Below are 12,629 nucleotides of genomic sequence, written 5' to 3' on the forward strand. Positions count from 1 at the left end.
TTACTCTTCCGTTACCTGTACCTTCAAGGTTGCCTTCACTTCAGGGTGAACCTTGACAGTTACTTGTGTTACGCCGAGTGTACGAATAGGCTCGTCCAGCTCAATTTTGCGTTTGTCTACTTTCAGACCCTTTTTAGACAAAGCTTCTGCGATCTGTTTGCTGGTAATGGCGCCGAACAGACGACCACCTTCGCCGGACTTGGCTTTCAGTTCAGTCACTTCTGCTTCCAGCTTTTTCGCAAGTGCCTCCGCTTCCGTTTTCTCTTCCTGCTTGATTCTTTCTTCAGCTGCCTTCTGGTTATCCAGTGTCTTCATGTTGCCGTCCGTTGCCAGACGTGCGATTCCCCGTGGCAATAGGAAGTTCTGTGCGTAGCCCTCAGATACTTCTTTCACTTGCCCTTTCTTGCCTTGACCCTTCATATCTTTTATAAAAATGACTTTCATTCGAACAGCCCCTCTTCCTTTTCGATTTCAGCCAGTACGTTCGTCAGCCGTTTTTCTGCCTCTCCAAGCGTTCCTTCAAGCTGCACGGCAGCATTCGTCAAATGTCCGCCACCGCCCAGTCGTTCCATGACAACCTGAACATTCATGCGCCCCAGCGATCTCGCGCTGATGCCAATCAGTCCATCCGGACGCTCACTAATCACAAATGAAGCGACCACGTCAGTCATGTTCAGCAATGTGTCCGCCACCTGGGCGATCATCATCTGTGAAATCTTGCTGCCAGGGTCTGTGACCGCCAGCGCAATGTTTCCATATACCATTTTAGCATGCTTTATGATTTCTGCCTTAGCAATATATTCTGACAGATCCTCTTTCATCAACCGCTGGATCATAATGGTGTCCGCACCGCTACGGCGCAAGAAGCCTGCCGCTTCGAACGTTCTGGACCCCGTGTGCAGTGCAAAATGCTTCGTATCCACCGTAATCCCGGCAAGTAGAGCCGTGGCTTCTAGCGGAGTGAATTGTACCTTGTCATGAATGTATTGCAAGAGTTCGGTTACCAATTCGGCAGCAGAAGACGCATAAGGTTCCAGATAGATCAACACTGCGTCATTGATGAACTCTTCGCCACGGCGATGGTGATCCACAACTACGACACGGGTAGCAGACTGTACCAGTTTCGGTTCCATGGTCATGGAGGCCTTATGGGTATCCACTACAACCAGCAACGTGTGCTCGGTCATCATCTGGGTTGCCTGTTCCGGTGATACAAATGCTTTGGACAACTTCTCATCCTTGTTCACTTGCTCCATCATGCGTTCAATCGATGGATTAATTCCATCCAGAACAATCCGTGCTTCCACATTGTACAGACTGGCCGCTTTCCACACTCCGATGGATGCGCCGATCGCGTCCATATCCGGAATTTTGTGCCCCATGATGAGCACCCGATCGCTCTCCTGCATGAGATCACGCAGCGCGTGTGCAATAACGCGGGCTCTTACCCGTGTCCGTTTCTCCACTGCGTTAGACTTACCGCCATAGAAAGACAGGCGTTGTCCGGACTTCACGGCAGCCTGATCACCACCACGTCCAAGCGCCATGTCCAGACTGGACTGTGCCAGTTCTCCCATCTCGCTGATGCTATCCGATCCAAACGCCAGTCCGACACTGAGTGTCATTGGCACTTTAAGATCAGCAGTCATCTCCCGAACTTCATCCAAAATGACAAATCGGCTCTGCTCCAGTTCCTGCAAAGACTTATGATTCAGCATTAATAGATAACGATCAGAGGACAGACGGCGCAGGTACACTTCGTACCGCTTGGCCCAAGACGTAATTTCGCTGGTCACTCGGGCAATCAGTGCTGTACGCTGCTGATCGTCCATACCTTGGGCAGCCTCGTCCAGATTATCCAGAACGAGAATTCCCAATGCAAGGCGTTCATTTTCATATTTATCACGAAGAATGGCTAACTCCGTAATCTCGTATACATATACATACCGCTCCTGCGGGTTATGAATAACTCCATAATGCCGATCATCCAACTGGAATTCGTCATGGAACTCCTTGGATGAATGTTCCTTTGTCCCATCCTTCTTCTCTTTAGGCTGAGGAAGTTTGGGAAACAAATTAAGTAGCGGATTACCCACCATTGTCTTCTCCTGGAACATCTCCGCGACAAAGCGGTTATGCCACTCTACCGTACGATCTTCGCTGTACAGCACAATTCCGAATGGAAGCATGCTGACCGCTTCCCCCTCCATCCGTTTGATCCGAATGGATAGGCCATTAATGTAGTCGTTAAGCTCACGGCGGAACGCGAGCTCCGCCTTAATCATGACGATTCCCAGCGCCGAAGCCAGTATCAGACTAATCAAACCAAGCGTCCAGTTATAAATGGTAACGAACATAACGAGCAACAGCAGCAGTATGAACGCCCATACGGTATAGTAGCCGTGCCAGCGTTTCTTCAGAAATTTAGGCATGACTCATCACCCTATCGTTTTGATTTCGATATTGCCTCACGAAGCGGGAACGCCAGATCGATAATTCCGATAATCCGAAGCGGACCAATGAAGAAGACCGCAGCCGCCAGGAAATATGGTATAACCGGATTCCATTTCTTTGTATGTGAGAGAAAGAAGAAGAAACCGATCGCTTGAATCATGAAGCCCAGATTGATTAACGGCGACAGATTCATGGCAATCATGGTCCAGTATGTTCCATCACTTTGTCTGGAGATCACTTCGATCAACAATGCGAGGAAATAATACCAGATTAACGCCCGCGGCATACGCCATTCTCTCGCTGGTGGAAGCTTCGATACCACCACACCCATCACATTCAGAATCGGACGAGCAATGGCGTGTGTAATGAAGGCCATTACCATCGACGTGACAACGAGAGCAAACGGAATCATAAGCTGCGTTTGTTTGGCAACATCCTCGGTCATCTCAGGTGTCCATGCAAACCCGTTGATCATCTGATTTGATGTATTGGTTAACGGTTCAATGGTCAATTTGACCACATCTTCAATATAACTGGACAGGTCGAATTGGAAAATGACACTGCCGACCAAGAGCAACAACAAGTATTCTGCCAACATCATGCCACTTCCCGCCATCAGGGCGAACAGGGCTGATTTGCGTGTTTTATACGCGTGACCCATAACGATCGCAGGCAGGGTAAAGATGAGCAGTAATAACAGATAGATGGGGTGGAACACGACCAAAATAACGGCTACGGGCACAAGATGCCATATAAATGATTTTAAAGATAATGAAGCATACAAAATAACTCCCGGAATCATCATAAAAAATATGGCAAGTACCGATAAAGGAGTTAACAGCGAAAGTAGCAAGAGCAGATAAACTGCGCTCCAAACAGCTGATTTAAAGCTAAATTTCAACAAATTCACCTCTTACGCATATGATCTTCTAGCGAGGAAATATCCTGGTACCAGTCTTCAAGCTGGTGACCTTCCTGTTTATGCTTTTTCAACTTCTCAACTAGCAGTGCATCCAGATCCTTGAAAGGAATACCGAGCCTGCGGCCCAATATGTAACTACTCATAATCAAACTGGCAAGACTGTCCCCGATTCGAGTTGTACTGCCTTCCCATAACGCCTTGAATAATCGGGATACCTGATCAAGCACTTCGGTTTTCAGCCATTCAATCACTTTAGCGCGTTTGGCTACATCCAGTTCTTTAGGCATTTGGCGAAAGTCACTCTCCCCCGAAAAAGCTTTATTCTCGATTATAGCATAAAAAGAGGGCCCGCAAAATTACCCCAAAAAGCGGAGAAGTTCTCCGAAACTGATGTCAGGTACTTATGCGGAGTCCTCCGTACATCCTATCGACCTATATATTTGTAAAAAACTTCGAATGCGCCCTTGGTTCAGGACTTCTTAAGTTTAACATGATACCGGACGGCTGTGATTATCCCTCATGACACAATAATGTTTAAATTCGTAACAGCCTTACTTAGCCTTGATCGATTCTTTGGCTACAATGCCCTCGCAGTACTCAATAATCTGACTCCGTCTGACAATACCAATGAACCGATCCATATCATCGACTACAGGGACAAAGTTCTGAACTTTAGCCAGATTAATCAGGTCCTCCATGTTGGCGTTAATGGATACAGGTTTAATATCCAAGCGAAGGGGAACATCCTTGAGCAAGAACTTTGAAGCGTTTTCAAATGAAATCTTTCCCTCGGCATTCTTCATATACCACAGTAAGTCGCCTTCGGTAACCGTACCAATATATTTGCCCTCTTTATTCAAAATGGGTACCGCCGTAAAACGATGATATTCCATCCGTTCCAACGTTTGCCGCAGCGTAGAATCCGACGTCACACACGTAACCTCTTGTTTGGGTAGCAAAAAAAATGCGATGTTCATACCCTTGTGTATCCTCCTTGTGAATTTCTTCGTTCAACTTATCTCGCTCAACTTATATTATACGGATCAGAACGCAGGATGTTCCAAAAGGATAATAGTTCTCACTACAAAGAAAAAAAACAGCAGCCCGCGAATAAACGTACTGCTGATTGTGGTCTACAACACATCATTGATATGGAATTGGTTATTCAATCTTTTGCCGGTCAGGGATCATTACTTCACCGGCTGGGGTCGATTGATCCATCCAGTTGTTAATCAGCTCTTTGGCATATTGGACATCTTTCTCGTCAGCCTGACCATAATAGATACCGTCTTTTTTCATCCCCTCACCCAGAATGGTGAAGCTTGAAATCTGCGGTTTCTCCTGAGTAAGCACCTGTTTAGCCAGATCAATAATGAAAGAAGCACGCATATCCGTCTGGAAGCTGTCTCCCATAATCTGAATCAATTCCGGAATTTTGGCGATTTGATTCAAATTCAGCATCTCATTCGCCATCGCGTTCAGGAAAATCTGCTGCCGCTTGGTACGATTAAAATCACTATCCTCACGGTATCTTACATAATACAATGCTTCCTGCCCGTCATAGATCGGCTTACCGCCTTCAATTGTGAATTGTACATGATCCGGATTCTTGTTCACAATGTCCTCATCGATTGGCAGTTTTACACCACCAAGCGCATCAACCACTTTTTTGATTCCGTCGAAGTTGATCGTTGCATAGTAACCCACATCAGCATCAAGAAATTTCTCCACGGTATTGATGGACATATTCTCCCCACCAAAAGCATAGGCATGCGCCAGCTTATCATAATCATCTACGCCGTCCTTGTTAGCATCCCGTCCCACAATCTGCACATACGTATCACGTGGAATGGATACCAGAAGCACGCGGGATTCCTTGGGACGTACTACAGCATAGATGACGGTATCGGAACGTCCACGCGTTTTCTCATAGGCGCGTTTATCCGAACCGAGCAGTAACACGGAGAATGGTTCCTTACGGTATACCGTTGGATCAGGTGTATTATTGCCTTCTTGCGGTACATAAGAACGGGATAACTGATCTTCTACCGAACCGGCGAGAAACAGATCAAATGCCGCTACAGCCAGTTGCTGACGGAACAAATAACCTCCGATTAACAAAACAACAAGCGAAACGAGCGTTATATATAGGCCTTTTCTTCTTTTCTTCTTCTTATCTTTAGTTCTGCTTTTCATCCATTGATTCCTTCTTCACTATCAAAATGATAATCCATAATACCAATTAAACGTCTGGGATGCCTTGTGACTCGGTGTTCACTGAAGTTTTCTCTCTCTGGAATCAAGACACCGCTTACGCTCGTTCTATTGTAATCATTGCGAGAGCAAGAAAAGTTACAATCCGGTTAAATTGAAAAGAACAGCGACTCCTTTTTAGTTTCAAAAGGTGCACTGTTCTCTTCATTTTCACACGCAATCCTATCCGTTTGTGGATACACTTTCCACATGATGGCTCTTCTCTTTTTGACGCAGACGTCCCGTTATAAGCGCAGCTACCAGCGTAAGCACACTGAATACCACCGCAGACCAGAAAAGGCCATTGTAACCCTGCCCTGTCGTTTGATGCACTGCCTGGAGCAACACATCACGGATACCTTCATCAGGAATCTGGGACAGGCCCTCTGTCAGACTGGAGACATCACTCCCTGATGCCCCTCCCGAGGCATATTGTTGTAGCATCTCGGGCGGCACCTGAATTCCTTTGTCAGCGAACCCTGCCTGAATGTTGGACCCCAGATTAATGAAAGAACGTGCCAGGAATCCGGCAAAAATGGTAGGTGCAATAGCCATCGCCATCTGGCGGAATAACGAGCTGGTCGCTACCGCGATGCCTTTGTTGTTCTCCCCCGCCTGTTCTGTGACAAGTACGTTAACTGGCGCACCCAGCATCATGCCGAAACCGATACCTACGAGTGTACTCGCGATGACAAATTGCCAGATATGCTCCACCCATAGCGGGAACAGCAGGAATCCAATCGCAGATAGCAGCCCCGCAACCGATAACGTCCAGATTGGCCCTTTGCGGTCAACGAGGTATCCACCTCCACCTGCCCCGATGCCGGATGCCAGCGCGAGCGGAGTGAACCAGTACCCGGAAGCCGTATTGGATACGCCAAGATATTGTTCAACAAAACCTGGAATAAAGATCACCGAGGCCAGAATGGCTCCGGAGAAAAAGGCAATCAACAGCGTCCAGCGAAAGGACGCAATGCCCAGAAGCTGTGTCGATACAACAGGTTCACGTTCAGATCCTTCCAGCCTTTTTTCCATGAAGTAAAAGAGCACCAGAATGATTACACCTGCCAAGAAAAAGCCGTAGAACATCGGTGATCCCAGGCTTTGAAGCATGTTCACACCGTCCAGATTGCTGAAGCTATACATTAAACTGAGTACACCCAACGTTAGGACAGCAATACCGCTCCAGTCCACTGCTGCACGATTCAGTTCCTGCTCTTCCTGAATGAATCGAATACCTGCTATGAATAGCAGAATAGCGATAGGTACATTGATCAGGAATAACCAATGCCAGTTGCCAGTAAGATCCAGTATAAAAGCACCGACATTGGGTCCCAAAATAGCGGCAACACCATTCATGCCTCCGAGCAGACCCAAAGCTGTACCCTGACGCTCCGCCGGGAACTTGCTTAATACGTATGAGCTGGCAATGATAAATATCCCCCCGCCGCCCAAGGCTTGAATGACACGAGCAATTAGAAAAAAGGTAAACGATGTGCTCAGCGCGACGAGCAGGGACCCGATCCCAAACAACGCCACTTCAATCAAAAATAGTTTCTTGCGACCATAACGGTCCGACAGTTTGCCGGCAATAGGAACACTCACTGCAAGCCCCAGCGTGTAGAGCGTAATCGTCCATGCCCCCCACGTTGGCGACACACCAAATGATGCATTTAAGGTGGTCAGTGAAGAGGTGATGATCCCGTTATCCAGCGCCGCCATAAATACCCCTATGGCAAACAGGATTAGCGGCCATTTCATTTGTTTTTGCATCACATGTTACCTCCCGATCAGATCGTAAATTCAGTATCGTACAGTTGGTTTGTTACATATATATTAAACCGAATCGAATAATAATGACTCACTGGTCATTTTAAAACAAAAGAAAACCATATGTCAATTTAATAATATGGTTGTAAGGATCAAATTTTTCCTCTTATTCGATAAAATAGAGCTGCCATAGGTTCAGTCGAACCTGCGGACAGCCCTCATATCTTATCTGACGTACTATGCTTACGTAATGCTTCAATAATCTGGTCTGACTCGGTTTGTTTGACACGTTGATCAATGGCGCCCTGAAGGTCTCTTTGATGATGCCTATGTACGCCCTTTCATTTCGAGCCTGAAAATCCATAGTTGAACAACTTCCGAGTCTCCACAAAACGCCCTTCACGAGTATCTGTTCCAAATACAACTGATATCAGTCTTTTGCCATCACGTTCAGCTGTCCCCACAAAATGATATCCGGAATCTTCATCATACCCGGTCTTTAATCCGTCATTCCCATCGTAAGCATACGGCCCACCAATAGAGGACAACATCCAGTTCGTGTTACTCATGTACATCCCTTTTTGGTGCATTGATACTTGCATTTGACTGGAGATTCTTAAAATCTCGGGATGGTTATTCAGCAGATATCGCGCAAGCTTGCATGCATCTATAGCCGTCATTAAGGTCTGCCCTTGTATATCCATCGGACGGTTAGGACCAAGCAGCTTTTCACTGAGGCCCGTTGAGTTCGTGAATTGTGTATCCTCAGAAAGTCCAATCTGAGTTGCCTTCTGATTCATCTGTTGAACGAACTTCTGCTCTGTACCACTGATATGTTCAGCCAAAGCAACAGTTGCATCATTGGCTGAATAGACAGCTACGATCTCAAACAACTCCTGAACGGTGAATTGCTCTCCCTGTTTCAGGGTCAATTGACTGCCCCCAACGGAGCTAGCATATAGACTCACATTCACAAGATCATTCCAGCTTATATCACCATTGATCACAGCCTCCATCACAAGTAATTCTGTCATCAACTTACTGACGCCTGCCGGAGCGATCTCCTCGGAGCCGTTAAAGTCCATTAAGATCTGTTCAGAGTTCATATCCATTAATACCGCAGATTCAGCTTTAATTCCCGGTTTGCCTACCAGCATGTCCGGTTTCACACCCAAATATATAATGAGCAGCAGAGCCAGCAGCATTCCTGCCCGTTTCCACCATTTTTTCATAAGATGATCACCTCTTACCTATATAGACGAAGTAAAGAGGCATTTTGTCTGCACTTTTTTGAAAAAAAGTTAAATTTTTTTTATTTTTTGGTTACAAAAAAAACATGAACCCCATACACCCATGCCAGAGTGTACAGAATCCATGTTTTTAAAGACACTTTTTTCAATTTCCCAGGAGAATTCTTCATTATAATCTAGCAACCGACTTCTTAAAGGACCCCAATCCTTACAGCTGCTAATTTAAGAATGTGTTACTCAGCTACAACTGCTTTGTCTGCATTAACTTGCAGGTCGCTCAGGTAAACGCCTGTTCCATCACCAATCGCATAGTTCATTACACGTTTGTTAACTGGTGCTACAACTGCACGATACAGTGTAGGGAATACAGGCACTTCATCTACCATGTATTGCTGCCATTGATTGTAGATCTCTTTACGCTTGTCTACATCGAATGCTTCAGCAGAGATACCTTGTGCGAGCAATTTGTCATTCTCTTCGCTGGAGAATCTGGAGAAGTTGTAGAGTGCATCACGACCATACAGACCAGATGGATCTACGTCAATACCAACGCCCCATGCTGCTTGATACACATCAATGTTTGGATCATCTTTACCTGTGTTACCTACTCGGTCATAGAAGCTGTTGAACTCAACCATTTCCAGGTTTACTTTCAAACCAATAGCTGCCCATGATTGAACATAATAACGAGCCAATGGTTCAGCTGTGTCGCCACCAGTCATGGATACAAAGTTGATTTCGAGTGGTGTTCCATCCGGATTCGTACGGAATTCACCATCCAGTTTGTAACCAGCTTCGTCGAGCAATGCTTTCGCTGCTTCTGGATCATATGCTACACCCGGATTGTTGGAATCATGGAATTCTGGGTGAGATGGTGGAATCAGGGTTGTTGCATTCCAACGCAGGCCATTATAGAAACGTTTACCTACTTGATCGTTATCTACAGCCATCCACATTGCTTTACGCAAGTTTTTGTCGCCCATTTTTGCTTCTGCATTGCTTACAACTTTTCCGTTCTCTTCATCCCACGTACCCAGTTTGAAACCGATGTACGTATAAGCACGATCGATTGCGCCCAGGAATTCTACGTTGGACAGGTTAGCATTGTCTTTATATTGATCTGTCGGGAATGCATCCACGAGGTCTACCCCGCCAGATTTCAGTTCTTGAACAACCGTAGTCGGGTTGATAACTTTCAGAGTCACTTTGTCCAGTTTCGGAGCTCCACGCCAGTAGTCTTCGTTCTTAACATAAGTTACAGACTCACCCGGAGTGATGACATCCACTTTAAATGGACCAAAACCAATTGGTTTTTCACGTACTTCTTTGGAAGAAGACATTTTTGCTACATCCATATCTCCGAAGATATGTTTAGCCAGTGGATACGTCCATACGCCACCTGTCAGCAGGGACGGAGTGGATTCTTTATACGTAATGCTGATTTGTTTGTCGCTCAGCACTTTAATACCAGAGATTGTTTTTGCTTTTCCAGCATGATACTCGTCCATACCTACTACACTAGTGAAGTTGGAGTCGTAACGAGGACCATCATAGCCTTTACTACCGATTACTTCATAAGCAAATTGCAGATCTTCAGCCGTTACCGGCTTGCCATCATGCCAGTTCACATTGTCACGAATGGTCAGTGTGAACGTTTTGCCATCTTCAGATGTCTCATACGTTGCCGCACCATCGTTGGTATACACATAGTCTTTATCCCAAGTCAGCAAGCCTTCATCGAACCATTGAAGAACCTGTACATCCGGGTTACCCGAATAGAAATTGTAGTTCAGTGTACCTTCAAAAGCAGTATCCGATACAAGTCCGAATGTAATCGATCCACCCTCGATCGCAGTACCCTCATTCGTTTTGACATTGTTGAAGTCTTCAATGGAGTAAACGCCCTCTTCATTAGCAGGTTTTTCCTCCGTTTTTCCCTCTTCTGTGTTGGAAGCTGGAGCTGGAGTAGCTGCTTCTTTCTCAGAGCACGCTGCGAGCACCAATACAAAGACCAACATCATCGTGAAAAATAGTCCCCGTGAAAATAATCCCTTTTTCATGAACCTTTCCTCCCTTTTTTTAACCTCTTCTTTGTCTTGCATCAGTCGCACGCTTTAGGGCTTGACCGACATTATTTATACTCAACATCAATACCAGAATCAGTACCGATGCGGGTAGCCATATCCACCATCTGGATTCCAGGGTTTGCGGATTACGTGCATAACTTACGAGTGTTCCAAGACTAGGCGTACTTTCCGGAAAACCAAATCCAAGGAAAGATAACCCTGATTCGAGGCCAATGTTGGCAGCGAGATTCAATGTCATCGTTACGATGATAATGGAGCTCAGATTTGGAAGAACCTGTGAGAGCATAATCTTCAGATGAGAAGAGCCCAATGTTTTTGAAGCTTTTACATAATCCAGTTCCCGTTCCTGTAATGCTTTGGAGCGAATCAATCTGGCGATACCCATCCAGAGAAATGCCGTCATGATTAGAGAGAACGAGATGATATTGTATTTCGGTACTGCGGTAACAAACGCGATAACAATCATCAACATCGGAAGGATCATGAAGAAATCAACAACACGCATAAACAGGTTGTCTATCATTCCACCGAAATAACCGGATAAAAGGCCAATTAAGATACCTATGAAGCCAGTCATTAACGTTACGATAATTCCAATGGTCAGGGAGTTACGTGTACCGATGACCAGCTGGCCAAATACATCGCGACCTCCATAGTCCGTTCCTAACCAATATTTCGCGGATGGTGGTTCATATAAGGCAAACAGATCCACGCGTACGATATCATCCTGATTCAGAATGAGAGACGTGCCATATACTAGCAACATGACCAAGCCCAAGAAAATGAGCGAGATTAGTGCCACCTTATCTCTGACAAGCTCCCTCCATAAAATACTCAAGCTGGAGGGGCTTTTATCAACCTTTTGTGAAGTTACAACTACCTCGTTGGCCTTGCTCATCTTGTTTTCACCCCGAAATCTTCAAGTTCTTACTTGATCCGTATACGTGGATCTACAATTCCTAGAATTATGTCAGACAGCAATGCCCCGAGAATGGAAGCTACGCCATACAACAATACGAGTGCAGTCACAACGCTGAAGTCACGCAATGAGATGGAACTCAGGAACAACTGCCCCATACCTGGATAACTGAATATACTTTCGATAAATACCGTACCTCCGATAAGCCCTGTAATCTCATATCCGAAGAATGCGGCGATAGGTAATAACGAGTTTCTCAAAATATGTCTGTTATAGATCCGGGACTCTGAAGCGCCTTTGGCTCTGGCAGTAATAACAAATTCCTTATGCTTGATATCAATGATTTCACTACGCAAATATTGAACCGTTGATACCGTAGTAATCAGTGCCATGGATAGTGCCGGCAATAATAGATGATAGAACTTACTCATTATGTAGCTGAATGTGCCTGGTGTAAGTCCTGGCGCAACGCTACCTCCTGTCGGGAACCAGCCGAAGTGAAATCCGAAGATCCATACCATCACCAGTGCGAAAATGAACAATGGTGCGGCAAAGCCCAGGTAGGTGTATCCCGTGATTAACCGATCAGACCAGGTATCGTTGTAACGACCACTGATGATACCCAGTGGAATAGCGATCAGGTAAGTCAGTACAAGTGTTGCCAGTGCAAGCCAGAATGTGTTTGCTACACGTTGACCGATCAGGTCCGTAACCGGCATTTTGAAACGGAAGGATTGTCCAAAGTCACCTTGGATGGCGTTTTTGATCCAGTCCCAATATTGCACGTACCAGGGATTATTCAATCCCAGTCTCTCTCTCTGGGCTTCCAATGCCTTGGGATCAACGCTTGGATCAAGCAATCCGGTTAGCGCGTCGCCCGGCATGGCCTTGGCCATCAGAAAGACCAAAAGACTTAGTAAAAAGATCTGAGGGATCATTATGATAATTCTGCGTACTATCGTTTTCCACATATG

At 45.8% G+C, this 12,629-nt stretch carries 11 protein-coding genes; all 11 read right to left on the reverse strand.

Going from position 1 to position 12,629, the window contains the following annotated elements; all coding sequences use genetic code 11:
• A complete protein-coding gene (gene rplI / locus V6669_RS30165) occupies positions 1-444 on the reverse strand; it encodes a 50S ribosomal protein L9 (RefSeq protein ID WP_133386402.1) in 444 nt (147 codons plus the stop codon).
• Positions 441-2,432, reverse strand: a complete 1,992-nt coding sequence (locus V6669_RS30170) for a DHH family phosphoesterase (protein WP_036611927.1) — start codon at positions 2,430-2,432, stop codon at positions 441-443. Before V6669_RS30170 ends, rplI begins: the two co-directional genes overlap by 4 nt.
• A gap of 11 nt (positions 2,433-2,443) precedes the next feature.
• Positions 2,444-3,355 carry a DUF2232 domain-containing protein gene (locus V6669_RS30175; protein WP_036612044.1) on the reverse strand — a complete coding sequence of 304 codons (912 nt, stop codon included), beginning with the start codon at positions 3,353-3,355 and terminating at the stop codon, positions 2,444-2,446.
• A 5-nt stretch (positions 3,356-3,360) separates the two neighbouring features.
• On the reverse strand, positions 3,361-3,663 hold the full coding sequence (locus V6669_RS30180; RefSeq protein ID WP_036611930.1) for a MazG-like family protein: 303 nt from the start codon (positions 3,661-3,663) through the stop codon (positions 3,361-3,363).
• A gap of 264 nt (positions 3,664-3,927) precedes the next feature.
• On the reverse strand, positions 3,928-4,353 hold the full coding sequence (locus V6669_RS30185) for a CBS domain-containing protein (RefSeq protein WP_017691444.1): 426 nt from the start codon (positions 4,351-4,353) through the stop codon (positions 3,928-3,930).
• 184 nt (positions 4,354-4,537) lie between these two features.
• Entirely contained in the window at positions 4,538-5,572 is a 1,035-nt protein-coding gene (locus V6669_RS30190) for an LCP family protein (protein WP_091035261.1), read from the reverse strand.
• A gap of 240 nt (positions 5,573-5,812) precedes the next feature.
• Positions 5,813-7,402 carry an MFS transporter gene (locus tag V6669_RS30195; RefSeq protein ID WP_338589634.1) on the reverse strand — a complete coding sequence of 530 codons (1,590 nt, stop codon included), beginning with the start codon at positions 7,400-7,402 and terminating at the stop codon, positions 5,813-5,815.
• 338 nt (positions 7,403-7,740) lie between these two features.
• Positions 7,741-8,631 carry a D-alanyl-D-alanine carboxypeptidase family protein gene (locus V6669_RS30200; protein WP_091035257.1) on the reverse strand — a complete coding sequence of 297 codons (891 nt, stop codon included), beginning with the start codon at positions 8,629-8,631 and terminating at the stop codon, positions 7,741-7,743.
• 251 nt (positions 8,632-8,882) lie between these two features.
• On the reverse strand, positions 8,883-10,709 hold the full coding sequence (locus V6669_RS30205; RefSeq protein ID WP_338589637.1) for an oligopeptide ABC transporter substrate-binding protein: 1,827 nt from the start codon (positions 10,707-10,709) through the stop codon (positions 8,883-8,885).
• A gap of 19 nt (positions 10,710-10,728) precedes the next feature.
• Positions 10,729-11,634, reverse strand: a complete 906-nt coding sequence (locus V6669_RS30210) for an ABC transporter permease (protein ID WP_036611941.1) — start codon at positions 11,632-11,634, stop codon at positions 10,729-10,731.
• Between the two features lie 29 nt (positions 11,635-11,663).
• A complete protein-coding gene (opp4B, locus tag V6669_RS30215; protein WP_017691437.1) occupies positions 11,664-12,626 on the reverse strand; it encodes an oligopeptide ABC transporter permease in 963 nt (320 codons plus the stop codon).
• Positions 12,627-12,629 lie beyond the last annotated feature (3 nt).

Source organism: Paenibacillus sp. Y5S-9 (assembly GCF_036894235.1).
GTDB lineage: Bacteria > Bacillota > Bacilli > Paenibacillales > Paenibacillaceae > Paenibacillus.

What these genes read in the sequence shown, in the direction of transcription:
- rplI (WP_133386402.1), bottom strand. Translation starts at nt 444, where the DNA reads ATGAAAGTCATTTTTATAAAAGATATGAAGGGTCAAGGCAAGAAAGGG.
- V6669_RS30195 (WP_338589634.1), bottom strand. Translation starts at nt 7,402, where the DNA reads ATGCAAAAACAAATGAAATGGCCGCTAATCCTGTTTGCCATAGGGGTA.
- V6669_RS30180 (WP_036611930.1), bottom strand. Translation starts at nt 3,663, where the DNA reads ATGCCTAAAGAACTGGATGTAGCCAAACGCGCTAAAGTGATTGAATGG.
- V6669_RS30210 (WP_036611941.1), bottom strand. Translation starts at nt 11,634, where the DNA reads ATGAGCAAGGCCAACGAGGTAGTTGTAACTTCACAAAAGGTTGATAAA.
- V6669_RS30205 (WP_338589637.1), bottom strand. Translation starts at nt 10,709, where the DNA reads ATGAAAAAGGGATTATTTTCACGGGGACTATTTTTCACGATGATGTTG.
- V6669_RS30185 (WP_017691444.1), bottom strand. Translation starts at nt 4,353, where the DNA reads ATGAACATCGCATTTTTTTTGCTACCCAAACAAGAGGTTACGTGTGTG.
- V6669_RS30170 (WP_036611927.1), bottom strand. Translation starts at nt 2,432, where the DNA reads ATGCCTAAATTTCTGAAGAAACGCTGGCACGGCTACTATACCGTATGG.
- V6669_RS30190 (WP_091035261.1), bottom strand. Translation starts at nt 5,572, where the DNA reads ATGAAAAGCAGAACTAAAGATAAGAAGAAGAAAAGAAGAAAAGGCCTA.
- opp4B (WP_017691437.1), bottom strand. Translation starts at nt 12,626, where the DNA reads ATGTGGAAAACGATAGTACGCAGAATTATCATAATGATCCCTCAGATC.
- V6669_RS30200 (WP_091035257.1), bottom strand. Translation starts at nt 8,631, where the DNA reads ATGAAAAAATGGTGGAAACGGGCAGGAATGCTGCTGGCTCTGCTGCTC.